Genomic DNA, 19476 nt, shown 5'->3' with positions numbered 1-19476 from the left:
CTTTGTTGAATTGTTTTTAATATTTGTACATTAACCTGATCAAACACGGTTTGCCATTCCATGAAATTCTTCAGACTTTTTATCATCCTTCAACTCCTGATTAACTGTACCTGGGCGCAAACATCGCCTCCGGCAGATGCAAGCACTATAAGGCAGCAGTTTAAGAAATTGGGCGTGCTGGGCAGTGTACTTTATGTTGCCGCCCATCCCGACGATGAGAACACCCGCCTGCTGGCTTACCTGGCGCAGGAAAAAGGTTACCGCACCGGCTACCTGGCATTAACCCGCGGCGATGGCGGACAAAACCTTATAGGTAACGAACAGGCCGAACTGCTGGGTCTTATTCGTACGCAGGAACTGCTGGCCGCCCGCCGCGCCGATGGTGCCGAACAGTTTTTTACCCGTGCCAACGATTTTGGATTTTCAAAAGGACCGGATGAAACTTTAAAAATATGGGATCGTGATAAAATTTTGGGTGATATGGTTTGGGTAATACGCCAGTTTAAACCCGATGTAATGATCTGCCGTTTTCCTACCACGGGCGAGGGCGGTCACGGCCACCACACCTCATCGGCCATATTAGCGCAGGAAGCCTTTACCGCCGCTGCCGACCCTAAGCGCTACCCCGAGCAATTAAAATATGTACAACCATGGCAAGCCAAACGCTTACTGTGGAACACCTTTAACTTTGGCAGCACCAACACCACCGCTAACGATCAGTTCAAGATAGATGTAGGCGTTTATAACCCTGTTTTGGGCAAAGGCTACGGCGAAATTGCTGCCGAAAGCCGCTCTAACCATAAATCGCAGGGCTTTGGTACGGCCAGGCAACGTGGCGAATCATTAGAATATTTTAAGACTTTGTTGGGCGATGCTCCGGCAACCGACCTGCTTGATGGTACCACAACCAACTGGAAACGTATAAAAGGCGGCGAGGATATTGCCACCAATCTTTCCATCATTAGCAAAGCCTTTGATGCCGACCGCCCCGAAGCTTCGGTACCTGCGTTGATACAGTTGCGCACCAAAATTGAAAAAGTAACCGATGCTTACTGGCGCACGCAAAAGCTGAAAGAAATGGATAACCTGATCGCTACCTGCGCGGGCCTATGGTTTGAAAGCTATGCTACCGAGCCTACCTATGCCCTGGGCGATAGTATTGCCATCCGCTCGCAGGTGTTGAACCGTTACAGCAACAAGGTAAAACTGCACAGCATTAGTATTCAAAACAAAACACAAGATTTTGGCAGTCCCGGTTTGGTAATACCAGCCAACCAGGTGCAGCAATACACTATTAAAGCCCTGGCCGATAAAATTACCCAACCTTACTGGCTCGAATCGCCGCACAATATAGGAGCCTATAACCTGCCTGATGACAAGCTTGCAGGTAACCCCGAAAACCCTGATCTGCTCACCGTTACCTATGATTTCGCCATAGAAGGAAAACTGCTTCATTATACCCGCCGCCTGGTTTACAAATATGTAGACCCTGTGCGCGGGGAAGTGTACCAGCCTATTGAGGTAGCACCACCGGTTACGGCTACTATAGAGAATAAAGTATACATATATAACGGTACGCAACCGCAAAACCTTCAGGTAAAACTCAAAAGTTTTATGAACGGCAGTGGCAGCGTTAGCCTTAAACCGATAGCGGGCTGGCAAATTAGCCCGGCTGCTACCAGCTTTACCAACAAACGCAAAGGCGACGAGTGGACGGCCGACTTCACCGTTACGCCAACCGCCAATGCTAAAAATGCATTGGCCGAAGCTGCTGTTAAGGTCAACGGTAAAACATATACTATGGGTTTACAGCGCATCCGCTATGAGCATATTCCAAACATTACCTTGTTTCCGCCCGCCCAGGCCAAATTGGTTAACCTTGATCTGAAGACCACCGGCAAAAAGATAGGCTACCTGCCCGGTGCCGGAGATTTCGTAGCGGAGGCTCTGCGCCAGGTGGGCTATGAGGTGCACCTACTCACCGAGGCCGAGATCATGAGCAGCGACCTCTCGGTTTATGATGCCATTGTAACCGGCGTGCGTGCCTACAATGTAGACCAGCGCCTGGTATTTGAACAGCCTAAGCTGATGGATTATGTAAAAAATGGAGGTAATCTAGTGGTTCAGTATAATAACTTTGCAGGTTTGGTGGTGCAGCAAATTGGCCCATATCCTTTCCGTGTAGTTAACGAGCGCGTGACCGACGAGTTTGCCAAAGTGACGGTAACCAGCCCGCAAAGTCCGCTGTTAAACTATCCCAACAAAATTACCCAAACCGACTTTGACGGCTGGATACAGGAACGCGGCCTTTATTTTGTAAGCAGCATTGCCCCCGAATATCAAACCGTATTGGAAATGAACGACGCCGGCGAAGCCCCTAACAAAGGTTCGTTAATTACTGCCAATTACGGTAAGGGACGTTTTGTGTACACCTCGCTGGCATTTTTTCGCCAGTTGCCTGCAGGTGTGCCGGGTGCATATAGGCTATTTGTGAATTTATTGAGTAAGCCGAAGTAAGTGGTCTGTAGTCTGTAGTCTGTAGTCTGTAGTCTGTAGTCTGTAGTAGGAACTACCGTCATGTAAGACTTGTTTCAACATCTCACGAGAAAGGTATTAATTTAAGATATCGTCATTGCGAGCGGTAGCAAAGCAATCTCTGCACGACAGGCAAACTGCCATATTTCAATGCACGATTTGCTTCGTTTTGCGCGAAAGACAACCTCGATAATTGCAAGTGTCTACAATAAACGCTGTGTCATCCCGAACGATAACGAGAGCTCTTGTTCAAAATGCAAGGTTTGCAACAACCATGGATAAACAGGATTTCTCGCTATCGCTCGAAATGACAAGTTTTTTATCTAAAATTTAAAGCCCTCCCTCCCGGGGAGGGTTTGGCAGGGTCTCCTTTAATTCACCAGCTTCCCCGTCAAATCTACAGTGCGTGCAAAGGGGTTTAAATATTTATTGGTCAATACCGCAAACTCCCTGCGGGTAATGGGGCGGTTCAAATCATAAGCCTGTGTAAACTTATAATTGGCTTGCCATTGCTTTTCTAACGTTTTTTGCAATGTTTCCGGATCGCTCAGCGTAATTTCGCTGATGAAAGAGAGCAGGTTGCCTACCGTGAATTGGGTGCCGGGCTTAGTTTTGTTAAACCATAAAAAGGCACGGGTGTAAATTTCTTTAATTACCGGCTCTACTTCGGCGGTACTTACAGTGGTATCCGGCTTAAACAGGATAGCCGCATTTTTACCATTAACTTTGGCAATTCCTTGTAGCAAACCTGTAGCGCCCACTTGCTGTATAGCACGAAAGTTTGGATCTGTCAGAGGCACATCTGTAAATGGCAGCAGGTAACCTTTAAAATCAAGTAATTCACCCTGAACCGAACGAACATTGAGCTTGCTGGTAGTGGTTTTGTAAAACGCACAAAAGGCGGCTACCGTACCTGCGCCTTGCCCTACTACCATTTGCACCGACGGGTAAAATGTGCTGGCATTTACCAGGTGGGTGGTGCTCATGGCCTTTTCGGTCACCAGTAAATTATCAAAATCTTTTACCACTAAGGCCCCCATAGGCACGCTATAGCCTGGAAATGGCGGGTAAGCCGTTTGCGGGCCGCGTTTATCTACAAAATGCTGCCCTGGCGAGGCATCGCCCACGGCAATAGACGTACGGTACAATTTAGAACTGCGGTTGTAAGGCGTCATAATATCGTCCAGCACCATACGAATTTGTCCTTTAGCCCGGCGGTACTCACGCATGTAGGGGATGGGCGGCAAACCATCAGGGGTTCCAAACTCATCGGTTACACTAAAGTTTTTTAAGCCGCCAACGGTTTGTAAAAAGTAGATCAGTCCTAATACTTTAAGGCGGGTCTCCTTATAATATTGTGCACGATTCTTGGGGTCGAGCTGCTCTACAGACGCTTTGTAAGAGTTACCATCGCTCCATTTAATCATGTATTTATTGTTGGGAAGCTTACCGCCCAACACCATTTTCAACAGGTCTTTACCCTTTAAACTTTCGTAAGCAGCAGCGTTGTAGCCGGCAGGTTGTGCAATAGTTTTATCGGTACCCTTACCATAATCTTTTAACACGGCACACCAGGTAATATCTTGTATAACAGGAATGGCATTTTCGGGAGCCAGTTGTTCGCCGGTATCTTTACGGCTGTCAAAACCGGTGCTGAACGGTACACCTGCCATAGCGGCTACATCGCCGGTACCGGTGGCATCTATGAGTACCTGCGCTTTAATAATATTAATTTTTCCTTTTTCGGTAATGGTTACCTCCCAACCCGTGCCGTTCTTTTTAACGGTGGTATAAGGGGTGTTCATTTTGAGGGTAAGGTTTTTCACCGTGTCGGTCATTTTACGGAGGATGGCCGCCCCGGTATAAGGCTCAAACCGTAGTACGGCATTTTGCGTGGTATCAAACCCGGGCGACTTTAAATAAAAATCGCGCACATGCTTACGAAACTCACCCCAAATACCCGACGGCAGGTTGCGGTTACCATCCAGTACACACATACCGCCCGAGGTCATTTCGCCACCCAGCCATGGTCCTGGTTCTACCAATATGGTCTTTACTTTACTGCGTGCGCATTGCAAAGCCGCGGCCGTACCGCTGGCGCTGCCGCCTATGACGAGTACGTCGGTTTTAATAGTATCGGCATAGGTATGGGTAAAGCCCAGGCAAAGCAGGCCAACAAGTAACTTTTTTAACATGGAATGTATAAATAGGTTATAAACGCTAAATTAGGGCAAACCTTTTACTATAAATGAATAATAGTGTAACAAAATACCTCACGTTGGCTACCGTTGGTGTTTTAAGCTTTGCGTCGGGCGCTTTTATGATCAGGAGATTTGAAAGTGTGCCCTTAACGGTAGGCATTGTTCAGGAAGCCGAAAAAATTATCGGCCAAAGCTTCACCCCCGCTCAGGCCGACTCAATGCTGAATATGCTTGAGGGCTTCAATAATTCTTATGATGCGCTGCACAAGCTCAATATGCCTAATAGCATAGTACCGGCACTTACCTTTAACCCGGTGCCGGTTGGCTTTGCTAACCCCGATGCTAAAAGCGGCTTTAAGCAGGATAAAACGGCTGACACTAAACTACCTGCCGATAAAAGCGAGATGGCTTTTTACACCATCCGGCAGTTGGCCGATCTCATCAAAACCAAACAGATCAGCAGTGTAGAGCTAACGCAGTTTTTTATAGACCGGCTTAAAAAGTATAACCCTAAACTACAGTTTGCCATTACCATAACCGAAGAGCGCGCGCTGAAAAAAGCAGCTGAGGCCGATGCCGAAATTAAGGCAGGCCGCTATAAGGGCGTATTACACGGCATCCCTTTTGGGGTGAAAGACTTGCTGGCACAAAAAGACTATAAAACCACCTTTGGTTCTAACGCCTATAAAGACCAGCAATTAAATGTAGATGCTACCGTGGTAAGCAAGCTGGAAGCCGCCGGGGGCATCCTGATTGTAAAAACCACCCTGGGCGAATTAGCCATGGGCGATGTTTGGTTTGGCGGCAAAACCAAGAACCCCTGGGATATTACCCGCGGTTCCAGCGGTTCATCGGCAGGCTCGGCTTCGGCAGTGAGTGCCGGTTGTTTGCCTTATGCCATCGGGTCCGAAACGCTGGGCTCTATCGTGTCGCCCTCTACAGAGTGTGGTGATACCGGCCTGCGCCCCTCATTTGGCCGGGTAAGTAAATACGGTGCTATGGCTTTAAGCTGGAGTATGGATAAGCTGGGCCCTATTGCTCGCAGCGTAGAAGATGCGGCTATTGTGTTTAACACCATACAAGGCCCCGACGATAAAGATTTAAGCACCATTGCCGCACCGTTTAACTACGATGGCTCGGTTAAAAGTTTAAAAGGGTATAAAATAGGATATGTAAAAGCAGATTTTGACCGTGCTTATTACGGAACTGGTGCAAATAAACGCGCTATCCCTAACCATGCAACAGACTCGGCCACCCTGGCCAAGTTGAAAGATTTAGGTGCCGAATTGGTACCGATTGATTACCCGCAAATGCCAATTGGCGCCATGACCTTTATACTGGATGCCGAAGCTGGAGCTGCTTTCCAGGAACTTGTATTGAACCATAAAGACGATCTGCTGGTGCAGCAGCATAAAAATGCCTGGCCTAATATTTTCCGTGCCTCGCAGTTTATTTCGGCCGCTGAATATATTCAGGCTAACCGTGCCCGTACGTTGCTGATTCAAGCCTGGTACGAGAAGCTGAAAGGTTTAGACTTGTATATTACCCCTTCATCAAGCACTAACCTGAGCATGACCAACCTTACCGGTAACCCTTGTGTGGTTTTACCTAATGGCTTTAACCAGCGTGGCCGCCCCATGAGTATTACCTTTATGGGCCAGTTGTTTGGCGAGGGCAAAATGCTGCAAGCGGCTAAGGTTTACCAGGATGCTACCGATTTTCATAAAAAGCATCCTAATCTGAATTAAGGCAACCCCTCCTCTGGGAAGGGAGGGCTTTATAATAATACTATTGTCATGCTGAGCTTGTCGAAGCATTAGCCGCCTTGCTAAGTCTTCGACAAGCTCAGACCGACAAATCACCTATCTAACAATATATAAAATCATGGATACTACCATAACCGACGAACAACTGCGCTACCCTACAGGTAAATTTCAACCTCCGGCTACGTTTACCGATGAAGATTTGCGTGGCTATATAGAAACCATTAAAACCTTGCCCGGCCGTTTGCGCCAGGCCGTTATCCAACTAACGGACGCTCAAATGAACACCACTTATCGCCCCGGTGGGTGGACGTTAAAGCAGGTGGTTCACCACCTGGCCGATAGCCACATGAATGCCCTGATGCGTTTTAAGCTGGCCTTAACTGAGGAAAACCCTACCATTAAACCTTATGATGAGGCTGGTTGGGCCCTACAGGTTGATTATCGCCTGCCCATTGAGTGTTCGTTAAAAACGCTGGAAGGCCTGCACCTGCACATGGTAGCTTTGTTGGAGAGTTTTACCGAAACCGAGTGGCAGCGCACCTACGTGCACCCTGAAAGGCCGGGAACCCCCGATTTACAAAGAACTGCGGCCATGTACGCCTGGCATAGCAACCACCACCTGGCTCATATTACCCAAACTATGAAGCAGTGGAGTTTATAGTATAATAAGATTTTATTGAATATTGTAGCAACCGCATAACTTGTAAGCGTTATGCGGTTGTTTGTTTAAAATTTAACTATAAAATGATGCTTACGCAGCAGCTCTGTCAATCTTACTATCCTTAAACAATAGCTGTGCTTTGCTGTTACTTGTGAACACTTTAAATTACAGATACTATGCAATGGATGGGCAGACGCGAAAGCAGTAACGCCGAAGAAGGCAGCAGCAGTGGTGGCGGAGGCCGTATGGCCTTAGGCGGCGGTGTTTTAGGAATTATTGGCTTTGTGATCTATATGTTCACCGGCGTAAACCCTACCGAAATGTTGCAGGGTGGTAACAGTGGACAAAGCCAGGGCACGCAGCAAAATACCAAGCTTACCCAATCTAAAAGCGATGAGCAAAAGTTTGCCCGTGTGGTGCTGGCCGATACCGAAGATACCTGGAACCAGCTTTTTAAAGATATGGGCCGTACCTATAAAGAACCCACCATTCACTTTTTTGAAGAAGGTGTAGAAACCAGCGGCTGCGGCTTTGCAGGTTCGGCTACAGGCCCTTTCTATTGCCCGGGCGACCAAAAAGTATTTTTAGATCTTTCATTTTTTACCGAATTGGAGCAACGCTTTGGTGCCGCCGGCGATTTTGCCCGTGCTTACGTAATAGCGCACGAGGTAGGTCACCATGTGCAAAAGCTTTTAGGTGTATCCGACAAAATGGATCAGGCGCGCCAGCAATTAAGCGAAGAGGAATATAACAAGCTATCGGTTAAGTTGGAGTTACAAGCCGATTTCTATGCCGGTGTTTGGGCTTACTATGAAAATAAACGAGGCTTATTAGAGGCCGGCGATATAGGCGAAGCCCTGAACGCAGCCAACGCCATTGGCGACGATAGGTTAACCAAGGGACAGGTATCGCCCGACTCATTTACACACGGCACCAGCGCCCAACGCGTTTACTGGTTTAAAAAAGGTTTCGAAACCGGTGATGTAAAGCAGGGAGATACGTTTAACAGCCCTGATTTGAATTAATATGCGACTGAAAGAATTGTATGATTGCTTACCTTAGGCCTTCAATTGCTATTTAAGCAATCAAGTTATTTTATGAATTTCAGGCCTTATTTTTTAGTCGTTTTTGCTGTTATCGCAATTTCTTCCTGCAAAACCCGTAAGCCCGTTACTGTTGTTAATAACAGTACCAAGGTTTACAAAAGCCAGATAGATAGCCTGCTGGATATTGCCAAAATACAGGATACGGTAGCCTTGACCGATAGTGCGGGGAAACGTATTCCTTCGGAGTTTGTGAGTACGGTGAATTTTAATCTGCGTAAACCTAATTACGTTATCATACACCATACGGCGCAAGATTCGGTTAAGCAAACGTTGAACACCTTTACGCTGGTGCGTACCCAGGTAAGTGCCCATTACGTGGTAAGCCGCGACGGTAAGGTATACCACATGCTGAACGATTACCTGCGCTCATGGCATGCCGGTGTAAGCAAATGGGGTAGCGTTACCGATATGAACAGTTGCTCTATTGGTATTGAAATTGATAACAACGGCTTGGAACCTTTTCAGGACGCGCAAATAAAAAGCCTCATCCTGTTACTGGCAAAGCTGAAAAAAGCCTACAATATCCCCACTGCTAATTTTATTGGTCACTCGGATATTGCTCCCGGTCGTAAAACCGATCCAAGCGCTTATTTCCCGTGGCAAACGCTGGCTAAAAATGGCTTTGGCTATTGGAGCGATGACGTGCTGGAACTTGCCCCCGAAAACTTTGATTACATAGCTGCTTTACGGGTTATTGGTTACGATACCAGGAATTTACAGGCGGCCGTTACTGCATTCAAACTTCATTTCATCCAAAAAGATGTAAGTCCGCAGTTAACGCAGCTTGATTTGAACGTGTTGTACAACGTGTATAAAAAATATTAAGCCCCTCCCCAGCCCTCCCCGGAAGGGAGGGGGCTAAGAAAGGGCTCATATCAAAAAGTCCTCCCTCCCGGGGAGGATTAGGAGGGGCTTTACTTCACTATTTCGAAAACTGCCCTCACCTGGTAATTCAATTTGATCTTCTTGAAATCAATAGGCTCTACGTTTTCGACCATATCTGCCGCCATGGCTGTTTTAAACATGCGCACATTGTATACAGGTTGGTTCAGGGGCTCATTCTCAATATCCTGAATATCTATAGCGCCGCCTAATTTTTCGCCAATGCTGTTTAATAAGTATGTGGCTTTTTCACGGGCGGCTTGCAGTGCTTTTATTTTAAGGGTTTGACGAAGTTCGGCCAATTTAGAGTAATCATAACTATCAACCCCGGTCGACTGTATGCCTTTATCATCTACTTTACTTAAGATGGTGTTAATGGCGTTCAAATCGCGCACTTTAATGCGGTATTGTTTGCTGGCCAAAAAGTCCGGGTTCTTTTTCTTGTCGATAACGTAGTTGTAAGATGATATGTTGTTGATCATAAAATCCTCTTTACTAATCCCGGCCTCGGTAACGGCTTTTTGAAGCTGGCGTTCAAGCGTACTAATATCCACCTTGTTCTTGCCGTTCATGTATTCTTTAAGCGATATGGCTACATAAATAATATCGGGGGTAACTTCTTGTTCGGCGCTGCCGGTAACTTCAATTTTACGGCGCAGGTCTACATTTTGGGCAAAGCCGGTAATGGTAACGGTAAGTAGGGCAGCTAAAAGCAATAATTTTTTCATGGTTGTGTGTATCATTTGTTATTAGTACGAGGCCGGGTGCTCTAATGCAACACGTGCCGGTTTTTATACAACTATGGACAAGCACACCTCGAAAAGGTTTAGTAGGCAATGCACATAGTCGTCCAACTGCTAAATTGCAACATCCAATTCTAATAACACAGGACAATGGTCAGAATGGCGGGCCTCAGGTAAAATAGCAGCGCGTTTAATGGCCTGTTCCAGTTCTTTGGTTACCATGTTGTAATCAATACGCCAGCCCAGGTTCTTGGCTCGCGAATTGGCCCGGAAGCTCCACCAGCTGTAATTGTGCGGCTCCTTGTTCATATGACGGAATGAATCTATAAAGCCCGACTCGCAAAACATATCCATCCAGGCACGCTCCTCTGGCAAAAAACCCGATGAGTTAGCGTTAGATTTTGGGTTGTGGATATCAATAGGCTTGTGGCAAATATTGTAATCGCCACATACTACCAGTTTAGGGTAAGCCCATTTAAGCTGGTTTAAATACTCACCAAACTCATCTAAAAAGCGGTACTTAAATACCTGCCGTTCATCTCCGCTGGAACCCGAAGGGAAGTATACGCTCATGACCGATATATCTTCAAAATCTACCCTGATATTGCGGCCTTCGCGGTCAAAATCTTCAATGCCGCAGCCGTATTCTACATGTTTGGGTGTGTGCTTAGTAAAGATGGCAGTACCACTATACCCCTTTTTTTCGGCAGGGTACCAATAATGCTGGTAACCCATTTGCTCCACTAAAAACAGGTCGGTCAGTACATCGGGGGTAGCTTTAATTTCTTGTAAACATATTACATCGGCATCGGTAGCCTGCAGCCAGCTAAGCCAGCCCTTGGTCATGGCCGAACGTATGCCGTTCACGTTATAGGTAATGATCTTCATTGGTTAAATTTTCATAATGTCATTGCGAGTGATAGCGTGGCAATCCCATTTAGACTGGTCGCCTTGCGATTGCCACGCTATCACTCGCAATGACATAATTTGTATCTATAAGTTCAACAACTTATCCAGCTGCTTGCATTCTTTCTTCTTCAGCAATTCTACCGTCATGGGCACATCTTTAAGCGGGCGGTCCTTCTTGTCTTTTTCCACGGCGGCAATCAGGTCTACCATATCAATGCCGCTTACTACTTCGCCATAAACTGTATAGCCATGATCTAATTGTGGTGTACCGCCTACAGTTTTATAAACCGTGCGTTGCCATGCAGGTACTTTAAAGCCTTTCAGGCGAGTTTGCTCCAGTGTATCCAACCGGCCATCGGTAATACGTTTGCCTTCTACAATGTAGAACTGGCTGCTGCTGGATGCCTTGGCCGGGTTATCATCGCGGGCGGCGGCCAGCACGCCACGTTTATGAAACAGGCTGTCTCTAAACTCGGCGGGTACGGTATACTTGGGGCCGCCGTCGCCCAGTTCCTGCCCGGGCTTAGCCCCGCGCGAATCTGGGTCGCCGCCCTGGATCATGAAGTTTTGAATTACCCGGTGAAACAGCGTACCGTTGTAAAAGCCCTGCTTGGTGAGTTTTATGAAGTTATCGCGGTGCTTAGGCGTTTGATTGTATAAGCGAATAATAACCTGCCCGTAAGCAGTTTTAATGCGTACGTACTGATTTTTGGGCGGTTTGGCCAGCAGGGTGGTTGCGGCAAGTAAAAAACAAAAGGTTAAGAGTTTTTTCATGTTTAGCCTTCCATATCTTCAAAGTAAGTGATCACGAGCGACTTCATCATCATCTCTTGTTCCAATAAGGTATAGCCAGGAATAGGTTTCACCAGTTTCCAATGTGGCCAACCGTCCTGGTCGGCACCTTCCAGTTCATAAAAGCCCATTTGGCTAAATAATTTGCAGGTGGCTATGTGCATCAGTTCTTCTTTTTGGCGCTTGGTAAACTTTTTAGGCCCCTGCCCCAGTTCCTGCACACCAATGAGGAAGAGCATTACCTTCATATCGGGCAGGTCGGTATCAAAGTCTTCGGCAATACGTTTCTGCAACTGGTTCCATTTCGCATTTATTTCCGAGGGTTTCATAGGGATAAAGATAAGGAAGAAAACAGAGAGAAGAAGCAAGAGACAAGGCACAAGATAAAATCCTGTGAACCATTAATGTTGTTGCATGAAAATAAGAAAGCCGCTTTTACGAAGCGGCTTTCTTATTTTTATATCATTTGCACATCTGCGTATCAACGCATTTGCACATCAAAAAAAATTATTCTTCAACAACCTCACTGTGCGGGCTGCTTGCTTCTTCTTCCTGCTTTTTGAAGTAATGGTTTTGATAGATGAGGATAAGGATAACGCCTAATGAAATGGCCGAATCGGCCAGGTTAAAGATAGGTCGGAAAAACTTGAACTCCTCACCTGCCCAAATGGGCATCCATGTTGGAAAATGTCCTGTTATCAACGGGAAATAAAACATATCAACCACGCGGCCCTGAAATATAGGGGCATAATTATAGATGATACCGTAAAAGGTAGAATCGATAATATTGCCCAGCGCACCAGCAAATATCAAAGCAACATTCAAAATGAGGCCGCGGTTATATTTATGTTTTATTAAGTAAACCAAACCGTAGCCAATACCGGCTACCGCCACAATACGGAACAGCGTTAACGCCAGCTTACCGGCAACGCCTCCAAGTTCGAGGCCAAAGGCCATACCGTTATTTTCGGTGTAGAGCAACATACCACGCTCGCCCAGGAAATGTATTTCCTGACCCATGTACATATTGTTGCGCACCCAAATTTTGATAAGCTGATCGGCCAGGACCACCAGTGCGGCTAAAAGGAAAGGTTTAACGTAAGATGCCTTCATGTATTACTGCTTCAGTTTAGCTTCCATGCTCATGGTGGTATGCGGTACCGCACGCAGGCGCTCTTTAGGAATAAGCTTACCCGTTACGCGGCAAACACCGTAGCTTTTGGTTTCAATACGTACCAAAGCGGCTTCTAACTGCTCAATAAATTTCTTTTGGCGGGCAGCCAGTTGATTGATTGATTCTTTTTCTAACGTGGCCGAACCATCTTCCAGCGTTTTGTAAGTACCTGCGGTATCATCGGTGCCGTTGAGGTTAGGGTTGCTTAACGATGAGGCTAAGGCATTCAACTCTTCGCGAGCTACGCGGATCTTGTCCAGTATCAGATCTTTAAACTCTTGGAGCTCGCTGTCTGAATATCTTGTTCTTTCTGTTTGTGGTGTGCTCATTATATTTTATTGATAGATATTTGTATTTCAATTCCGTTGATCACTACAGTTGTACCGTCAAATGGTGTGCTATCCAACTGAATATCAACCGCTAAAATTTCGGCGCAAATATAGGATAAATTGCTTTCAACCGCTTGGCGGATAACCGGCTGATCGCTGATGCTTACATTGATCTTATCGGTAACCTCAAAGCCATTCTCCTTACGCAAATTTTGGATCCGGTTAATCAACTCGCGCGATGTACCTTCCTGCTCCAATTCTTTGGTAAGGGTAACATCTAAAGCCACGGTTAGTTTGCCCAGGTTTGCAACCTGCCAACCCGGAACATCTTCGGCAATAATTTCTACTTCAGATGGTAGTATCGAGTATTTAGTATCAAGTATCGAGATCTGACCATCTGCTTCCAGCTTGGCTATATCTTCCTGGCTGAAGTTGTTGATTACTTCGGCCACCGCTTTCATATCCTTACCCACTTTTTGGCCCAGGGCTTTAAAGTTAGGTTTGATCTTGCGTTTGATGAAGCCGGCAGTATCGGTAATGTACTCAATAGCCTTGATGTTGGTTTCAGAAAGGATCAACTCTTTGACCTGCTCTACATGCTGCTCAAAATCTTTATTGAGGATAGGTAATAAGATCTTGCTCAACGGCTGGCGCACATTGATGCCCACTTTTTTACGGAGCGATAACGTTAACGACGAAATATCTTGCGCTAATTGCATCCGTTCTTCCAGTTGCTTATCTACCAGTTCGGCATGGTAAACAGGGAAATCGGCCAAGTGAACAGATGCAAATTCTTCTTTACCGGTAGCAGTATTTAAATCGTTAAACAAACGCTCGGCAAAGAACGGTGCAATAGGCGACATCAATTTAGAGATCGTCACCAAACAAGTATATAACGTTTGGTAAGCTGAAATTTTGTCGGCCGAATTATCTGATTTCCAGAAACGGCGACGGCTTAAACGTACATACCAGTTGCTCAAATGCGCATCCACATAATCCTGAATGGCACGGGCAGCCTTGGTAGGTTCAAACTCGGCAAAGTAGCCGTCAACCTCCTGCGTTAAGGTGTTCAATAACGACAATATCCAACGGTCAATTTCGGGGCGCTGACTTAACTCAACTTCCGGCTCGCTGTAATTGAAACCATCAATATTGGCATACAGGGCAAAAAACGAATAGGTGTTATACAGCGTACCGAAAAACTTACGGCGTACTTCGTCTAATCCTTCCAGGTTAAATTTAAGGTTATCCCAAGGGGATGCATTGCTGATCATATACCAACGGGCGGCATCGGCACCGTATTGCTCAATAGTAGCAAAAGGATCAACGCCGTTGCCTAAACGTTTAGACATCTTGTTGCCGTTCTTATCCAGCACCAGTCCATTAGATATTACGTTTTTAAAGGCGATACCTTGGTTGCCAATGGAAGCGTTTACGGCTTTGATCTCGTCGCTGGCTTCGCTCAGCATTACCGCTATAGCATGCAGGGTAAAGAACCAGCCACGGGTTTGATCAACACCTTCGGCAATAAAATCGGCCGGATAGGCTTTGCCAAATTCTTCTTTATTCTCAAACGGAAAATGCCATTGTGCATAAGGCATAGCACCCGAATCGAACCAAACATCGATCAGATCAGGCTCACGCAGCATTTTGTTGCCGGTAGAAGATACCAGGATTACATCATCCACATATGGGCGATGCAGATCGTTTAGCTTAAAGCCCTCGGGCATAAAGCCGGCTTTAATAGATCTATCTATCTCTTGCTCCAGTTGGGCAATAGAGCCAATGCAAATTTCTTCGGCACCGTTCTCTTCGCGCCAGATAGGCAACGGCGTACCCCAGTAGCGTGAGCGCGACAAGTTCCAGTCTACCAAGTTTTCCAGCCAATTACCAAAACGGCCGGTACCAGTACTTTCGGGTTTCCAGTTAATGGTTTTATTGAGGGCTATCAGCTTTTCTTTAACCGCCGTGGTACGGATAAACCAGCTATCTAAGGGGTAGTATAAAATAGGTTCATCAGAGCGCCAGGAGTGCGGGTAGCTGTGCTCGTATTTTTTAACGTCGAACGCCTTGTTCTCTTCTTTCAGCATGATGGCTATCTGCACATCGGTAGCGCGGAAATCAGGGGCGGCACGTTCGGCATCGCTGTAGTATTCTTCTTTAACGTAGCGGCCGGCAAAATCGGTCACTTCATCTACAAAGCGGCCTTGCTTGTTTACCAGTGGCACTTCCTTGCCTGTTTCATCCAACACCATTACTGAGGGAACGTTGTTTTCCTTACAGGCTCTAAAGTCATCCGCACCAAAAACTGAGGCGGTGTGTACAATGCCGGTACCATCATCGGTGGTCACAAAATCGGCCGGGATAACGCGGAAAGCGTTTTTCTCAAGGTCCTCATTGGTTACATAAGGCATCAGCTGGTAGTAGTGCAGGCCTAAAAGCTGTGCGCCTTTAACTTCGGCCTGTATTTTCCAGGGTATTATTTTATCACCGTCTTTATAATCATCGAACGATGCATTTTCACCATCGGCTTTAAAGTATTTGCCTATTAAATCTTTGGCTAATACTACGCTTACAGGTTTGTAGGTGTAAGGGTTAAAGGTGTTAATTTGTGCGTAATTAATGTTTTCACCTACTGCCAGGGCGCAGTTTGATGGTAAAGTCCAAGGGGTTGTGGTCCAGGCCAGGATAAATACATCGGTATTTATACCGTTGAACAAAAATTCAGAATCCTGATCGCGCTTTACCTTAAACTGGGCGGTAATGGTGGTATCTTTCACCATTTTATAGGTACCCGGCTGGTTCAATTCGTGCGAGCTTAAGCCCGTGCCCGATTTTGGTGAATAAGGCTGCACCGTATAGCCTTTGTACAGCAGGTCTTTATCGTGCAGTTGTTTCAGGATCCACCATAGGGTCTCAATATACTCGTTTTCGTAAGTTACGTACGGGTTCTCTAAATCAACCCAGTAGCCCATTTTCAGGGTAAGGTCGTTCCAGATGTCGGTATAGCGCATAACCTCCTTACGGCAGGCAGCGTTGTAGTCTTCAATGGAAATCTTTTTGCCAATATCGTCTTTAGTGATGCCTAAAGATTTTTCGACCGCCAGTTCAATTGGCAAGCCGTGGGTATCCCAGCCGCCTTTACGCTTAACCTGGTAACCCTTTAGCGTTTTATAACGGCAAAAAATATCTTTAACCGAACGCGCCATTACGTGGTGAATGCCGGGCATACCATTGGCCGATGGCGGTCCTTCGTAAAAAGTATAAGGGTTACTGGCCGGGCGACTGCTGATGCTTTTTTCGAAAATGCTGTTTTCTTTCCAAAACTCCAGTACGTCTTTGCCTATCTGCGATAAATTGAGCTGTTTATATTCCTTGTACATCAGTGTTTTCCACAAAAATTAAGAGGTGCAAAAATACGGATTTTTGGGGGAATAATTAAGCGGTAATGCCAAAGCTTGAAATTACATTATTGCCTGTGTTGCTTTTTATACTTTCCTGATGCTGTATACATGTTCATCATGAAGTTTACCTTCCTTGATAACGGAAGAGTGCATTATTGCTTCCTTTTGAAAGCCGGCTTTTTCCAATACCCGCATAGAGGCGTTATTGTAGTCATATACGCCTGCATATATGCGGAGAAGACCAAGTTCCTCAAATGCAAACCGGGTCAGTTGTTTAACCGCTGCTGTGGCATATCCTTTTCCCCAGTACGGTTCTCCTATCCAGTAGCCAATTTCGGCATTGATACGGTGTTCATACATCTTCGGAATCAAACTACCAATGCCAATAAAAGTCTCTTCGAGGTAGAGCGCAAATACATGACCCATGGAGCCCGTTACTGCTGATTCAACAAAGCTTACGGCATCTTCAACAGCATACGGAAAAGGAAAGAAATCGCGCAAGTTCTTTTTAACAGCATAATTGTTAGCCAATTGCTGAATCTCCACAGGACTAACCGTATTTATATTACGCAGTTGTACCATTTCTTTTTAATTGATGATGTATGCGAATTTAACATAACCAGTTGATAAACAAGTGGAATTAAAATCACCCTGTCATAAAAACACCCGCCCCTAAACAAAGCCAGTAAGCTCTGTTTAGGGCGGGTGCCATTTGATACTTTATAAAGATGTTGTTACTACTTAAAGCTAAGCAGATCGATGGTAAATACAAGTACAGTATTGGCTGGTATGGTACCCTGACCCTGTTGGCCGTAGGCTAATCCAGAAGGTATCATAAGCAGTATACGACCGCCAGTGTTAATGTGCGGAACACCGTAATACCAGCCTTTGATAACGCCATTCAGGTTAAAATTGCTGAGGTTGCCGCTATCGAACACGTTGCCGTTGATAAACTCTCCCCTGTAATTAACCGTTAGCGTAGAGTTTACGGTTGGGTAAGCCCCGGTTCCGGGTGTAAGCACAGAATAGTATACGCCCGATGGGTCTTTAGTAGCCACTATTTTATTGGCGGCAATGTAAGCCTGTATTTGGGTGTCATCTACAATGGCTTGCTGTGCAGGGTAATCGTCCGACGAATCTTTCTTACAGGCCGACGCTACCAGCACTAAAAAACCGCATATCATTAGTAATTTCTTCATATTTATACGAATTATACGGTTGTTTTTATATTTAATTCCTTCATCTGTGCATCGGCGATGGTAGATGGCGAATCGATCATGACATCGCGACCTGAGTTATTTTTAGGGAAGGCGATCACGTCGCGGATTGAATCCAGTCCGGCAAAAATAGAGCACAACCTGTCGAAGCCTAAGGCAATACCGCCATGTGGTGGTGCACCAAATTCAAAGGCATCTAATAAGAAGCCAAATTGTTTTTGCGCTTCCTCCGGACTAAAGCCCAAATGTTTGAACATCAACGATTGCACCTCACGGTCGTGGATACGGATAGAACCACCGCCTACTTCGATACCGTTAATGACCATATCGTAAGCATTGGCGCGTACGCTGCCCGGCTCGGTATCCAGTTTGGCAATATCCTCGGGTTTTGGCGAAGTAAAAGGGTGGTGCATGGCATGCCAGCGGTTGCTTTCTTCATCAAACTCCAAGAGTGGAAAATCTACCACCCAAAGCGGAGCAAACTTATCTTTACTGCGCAGGCCCAGGCGGGTGCCCATTTCCAGGCGCAACTCGTTCATTTGCTTGCGCACCTTGTCGGTTTGTCCGGCCAGGATCAATATTAAATCGCCTGGCTTGGTATCAAATGCAGCCGACCACTTTTGAAGCTCTTCTTCGTTGTAAAACTTATCAACCGATGATTTTAAGGTGCCATCATCATTATGGCGCATATAAATTAAACCGGTAGCGCCAATTTGCGGACGTTTTAACCACTCGGTCAGTTCATCTAACTGTTTGCGGGTATAGCCGGCGCTGCCTTTGGCGTTAATGCCAATAACCAGCTCAGCGTTATCAAACACACCAAAGTTCTTGCCTTTAACCAGGTCGTTCAGTTCAACAAACTCCATCCCGAAACGGATATCTGGTTTATCAGAACCGTACAGGCGCATGGCATCGGCATAATCCATACGTGGGAAATCGCCCAGTTCAATACCTTTTACGGTGTTGAATAAGTGGCGGGCCATGCCCTCGAAAATGTTCAGGATATCTTCCTGCTCAATGAACGACATTTCGCAGTCTATTTGCGTAAACTCCGGCTGGCGGTCGGCACGCAAATCTTCATCACGGAAACATTTAACGATCTGGAAATAACGGTCGAAACCGCTCACCATCAGCAGTTGCTTAAAAGTTTGTGGCGATTGTGGCAGCGCGTAAAATTCGCCCGGGTTCATGCGGCTTGGCACCACAAAATCGCGTGCACCCTCTGGGGTCGATTTTATAAGCACCGGGGTTTCTACCTCAATAAAATTCTGGGCATCTAAATATTTACGGATCTCCTGCGCTATTTTAGAACGCATAATGAGGTTGTTGCGGATAGGATTACGACGCAGATCGAGGTAACGGTATTTGGCACGCAGTTCCTCGCCGCCATCGGTTTCATCCTCAATCAGGAAAGGAGGTATTTTAGCTTCGTTCAATATAGTTAAAGCCTCGACGGCTATTTCTACCTCGCCGGTAGGAATTTTAGTGTTCTTGTTAGAACGCTCTAACACCTTGCCCGTTACCTTAATTACAAACTCGCGGCCCAGGTTGCGGCCGGCTTCGCGCAGCGTGGCGTCGGTATCGGTATTAAGTACCAATTGTGTTAAACCATAGCGGTCGCGCACGTCAATAAACGTGGTTCCGCCCAAATCGCGCGATTTTTGTACCCAGCCGCATAACGTTACGGTTTGGCCTAAATGGCTGATATTTAATTCGCCACAAGTATGAGTTCTAAGCATAATACCAAGTATATAAAG

The 19476-nt window shown here is 46.1% G+C and carries 16 protein-coding genes; 5 read left to right on the top strand and 11 right to left on the bottom strand.

Translation table 11 applies throughout. The features are described 5' to 3' along the window. Positions 1-60 precede the first annotated feature (60 nt). A complete protein-coding gene (locus IEV61_RS05300) occupies positions 61-2517 on the top strand; it encodes a PIG-L family deacetylase (RefSeq protein WP_188414519.1) in 2457 nt (818 codons plus the stop codon). Positions 2518-2906: 389 nt separating this feature from the next. On the opposite strand, the gene IEV61_RS05295 is transcribed toward IEV61_RS05300, so the two are convergent. Next, the gene (locus tag IEV61_RS05295; protein WP_188414517.1) at positions 2907-4730 is read right to left on the bottom strand and encodes an FAD-dependent oxidoreductase; all 1824 of its coding nucleotides are present in this window, start codon (positions 4728-4730) and stop codon (positions 2907-2909) included. A 53-nt stretch (positions 4731-4783) separates the two neighbouring features. Between IEV61_RS05295 and IEV61_RS05290 the strand changes: the two genes are divergently transcribed. The 4 genes from IEV61_RS05290 to IEV61_RS05275 all read left to right on the top strand — a co-directional run bounded on the left by IEV61_RS05290 (position 4784) and on the right by IEV61_RS05275 (position 9094). Beyond that, positions 4784-6484, top strand: a complete 1701-nt coding sequence (locus IEV61_RS05290; protein WP_188414515.1) for an amidase — start codon at positions 4784-4786, stop codon at positions 6482-6484. A 136-nt stretch (positions 6485-6620) separates the two neighbouring features. Then, the gene (locus tag IEV61_RS05285) at positions 6621-7163 is read left to right on the top strand and encodes a YfiT family bacillithiol transferase (protein ID WP_188414513.1); all 543 of its coding nucleotides are present in this window, start codon (positions 6621-6623) and stop codon (positions 7161-7163) included. A 176-nt stretch (positions 7164-7339) separates the two neighbouring features. Beyond that, positions 7340-8188 carry a KPN_02809 family neutral zinc metallopeptidase gene (gene ypfJ, locus IEV61_RS05280; RefSeq protein ID WP_188414512.1) on the top strand — a complete coding sequence of 283 codons (849 nt, stop codon included), beginning with the start codon at positions 7340-7342 and terminating at the stop codon, positions 8186-8188. A 72-nt stretch (positions 8189-8260) separates the two neighbouring features. After that, positions 8261-9094, top strand: a complete 834-nt coding sequence (locus tag IEV61_RS05275; RefSeq protein WP_188414510.1) for an N-acetylmuramoyl-L-alanine amidase — start codon at positions 8261-8263, stop codon at positions 9092-9094. Between the two features lie 89 nt (positions 9095-9183). Here IEV61_RS05275 and IEV61_RS05270 read toward each other — a convergent pair whose 3' ends face one another. From IEV61_RS05270 to aspS, 10 genes are all read right to left on the bottom strand, one after another. Further along, the gene (locus tag IEV61_RS05270; protein WP_188414508.1) at positions 9184-9879 is read right to left on the bottom strand and encodes an SIMPL domain-containing protein; all 696 of its coding nucleotides are present in this window, start codon (positions 9877-9879) and stop codon (positions 9184-9186) included. 129 nt (positions 9880-10008) lie between these two features. Continuing rightward, positions 10009-10782 carry an exodeoxyribonuclease III gene (locus tag IEV61_RS05265; RefSeq protein ID WP_188414506.1) on the bottom strand — a complete coding sequence of 258 codons (774 nt, stop codon included), beginning with the start codon at positions 10780-10782 and terminating at the stop codon, positions 10009-10011. A 105-nt stretch (positions 10783-10887) separates the two neighbouring features. Next, positions 10888-11577 (bottom strand): peptidylprolyl isomerase, encoded by a 690-nt coding sequence (locus IEV61_RS05260; RefSeq protein WP_188414504.1) that lies wholly within the window; start codon positions 11575-11577, stop codon positions 10888-10890. Positions 11578-11579: 2 nt separating this feature from the next. After that, the gene (locus tag IEV61_RS05255; protein ID WP_188414502.1) at positions 11580-11924 is read right to left on the bottom strand and encodes a hypothetical protein; all 345 of its coding nucleotides are present in this window, start codon (positions 11922-11924) and stop codon (positions 11580-11582) included. Between the two features lie 178 nt (positions 11925-12102). After that, complete coding sequence (locus IEV61_RS05250; RefSeq protein ID WP_188414501.1) at positions 12103-12708, bottom strand: lipoprotein signal peptidase; 606 nt, start codon at positions 12706-12708, stop codon at positions 12103-12105. Between the two features lie 3 nt (positions 12709-12711). Beyond that, complete coding sequence (locus tag IEV61_RS05245; RefSeq protein ID WP_188414499.1) at positions 12712-13098, bottom strand: TraR/DksA family transcriptional regulator; 387 nt, start codon at positions 13096-13098, stop codon at positions 12712-12714. After that, positions 13098-16481 (bottom strand): isoleucine--tRNA ligase, encoded by a 3384-nt coding sequence (gene ileS, locus IEV61_RS05240; RefSeq protein WP_188414497.1) that lies wholly within the window; start codon positions 16479-16481, stop codon positions 13098-13100. Before ileS ends, IEV61_RS05245 begins: the two co-directional genes overlap by 1 nt. Positions 16482-16586: 105 nt before the next feature. Next, complete coding sequence (locus IEV61_RS05235; protein ID WP_188414495.1) at positions 16587-17084, bottom strand: GNAT family N-acetyltransferase; 498 nt, start codon at positions 17082-17084, stop codon at positions 16587-16589. Between the two features lie 155 nt (positions 17085-17239). Then, positions 17240-17701 carry an FKBP-type peptidyl-prolyl cis-trans isomerase gene (locus tag IEV61_RS05230; RefSeq protein ID WP_188414493.1) on the bottom strand — a complete coding sequence of 154 codons (462 nt, stop codon included), beginning with the start codon at positions 17699-17701 and terminating at the stop codon, positions 17240-17242. 11 nt (positions 17702-17712) lie between these two features. Further along, positions 17713-19458, bottom strand: coding sequence for an aspartate--tRNA ligase (aspS, locus tag IEV61_RS05225; protein ID WP_188414492.1), 1746 nt, complete (start codon positions 19456-19458; stop codon positions 17713-17715). Between the last annotated feature and the right edge of the window lie 18 nt (positions 19459-19476).

It is taken from the genome of Mucilaginibacter galii, assembly GCF_014635825.1.
GTDB classification, from domain to species: domain Bacteria; phylum Bacteroidota; class Bacteroidia; order Sphingobacteriales; family Sphingobacteriaceae; genus Mucilaginibacter; species Mucilaginibacter galii.
The sequence above is the reverse complement of the archived record's forward strand: the minus strand, read 5'-3'. Positions and strand labels throughout refer to the sequence as shown.

Excerpts from the sequence above, each read along its gene's own strand:
- IEV61_RS05300 (WP_188414519.1), top strand. The coding sequence starts at position 61 with ATGAAATTCTTCAGACTTTTTATCATCCTTCAACTCCTGATTAACTGT.
- IEV61_RS05295 (WP_188414517.1), bottom strand. The coding sequence starts at position 4,730 with ATGTTAAAAAAGTTACTTGTTGGCCTGCTTTGCCTGGGCTTTACCCAT.
- IEV61_RS05290 (WP_188414515.1), top strand. The coding sequence starts at position 4,784 with ATGAATAATAGTGTAACAAAATACCTCACGTTGGCTACCGTTGGTGTT.
- IEV61_RS05285 (WP_188414513.1), top strand. The coding sequence starts at position 6,621 with ATGGATACTACCATAACCGACGAACAACTGCGCTACCCTACAGGTAAA.
- ypfJ (WP_188414512.1), top strand. The coding sequence starts at position 7,340 with ATGCAATGGATGGGCAGACGCGAAAGCAGTAACGCCGAAGAAGGCAGC.
- IEV61_RS05275 (WP_188414510.1), top strand. The coding sequence starts at position 8,261 with ATGAATTTCAGGCCTTATTTTTTAGTCGTTTTTGCTGTTATCGCAATT.
- IEV61_RS05270 (WP_188414508.1), bottom strand. The coding sequence starts at position 9,879 with ATGAAAAAATTATTGCTTTTAGCTGCCCTACTTACCGTTACCATTACC.
- IEV61_RS05265 (WP_188414506.1), bottom strand. The coding sequence starts at position 10,782 with ATGAAGATCATTACCTATAACGTGAACGGCATACGTTCGGCCATGACC.
- IEV61_RS05260 (WP_188414504.1), bottom strand. The coding sequence starts at position 11,577 with ATGAAAAAACTCTTAACCTTTTGTTTTTTACTTGCCGCAACCACCCTG.
- IEV61_RS05255 (WP_188414502.1), bottom strand. The coding sequence starts at position 11,924 with ATGAAACCCTCGGAAATAAATGCGAAATGGAACCAGTTGCAGAAACGT.
- IEV61_RS05250 (WP_188414501.1), bottom strand. The coding sequence starts at position 12,708 with ATGAAGGCATCTTACGTTAAACCTTTCCTTTTAGCCGCACTGGTGGTC.
- IEV61_RS05245 (WP_188414499.1), bottom strand. The coding sequence starts at position 13,098 with ATGAGCACACCACAAACAGAAAGAACAAGATATTCAGACAGCGAGCTC.
- ileS (WP_188414497.1), bottom strand. The coding sequence starts at position 16,481 with ATGTACAAGGAATATAAACAGCTCAATTTATCGCAGATAGGCAAAGAC.
- IEV61_RS05235 (WP_188414495.1), bottom strand. The coding sequence starts at position 17,084 with ATGGTACAACTGCGTAATATAAATACGGTTAGTCCTGTGGAGATTCAG.
- IEV61_RS05230 (WP_188414493.1), bottom strand. The coding sequence starts at position 17,701 with ATGAAGAAATTACTAATGATATGCGGTTTTTTAGTGCTGGTAGCGTCG.
- aspS (WP_188414492.1), bottom strand. The coding sequence starts at position 19,458 with ATGCTTAGAACTCATACTTGTGGCGAATTAAATATCAGCCATTTAGGC.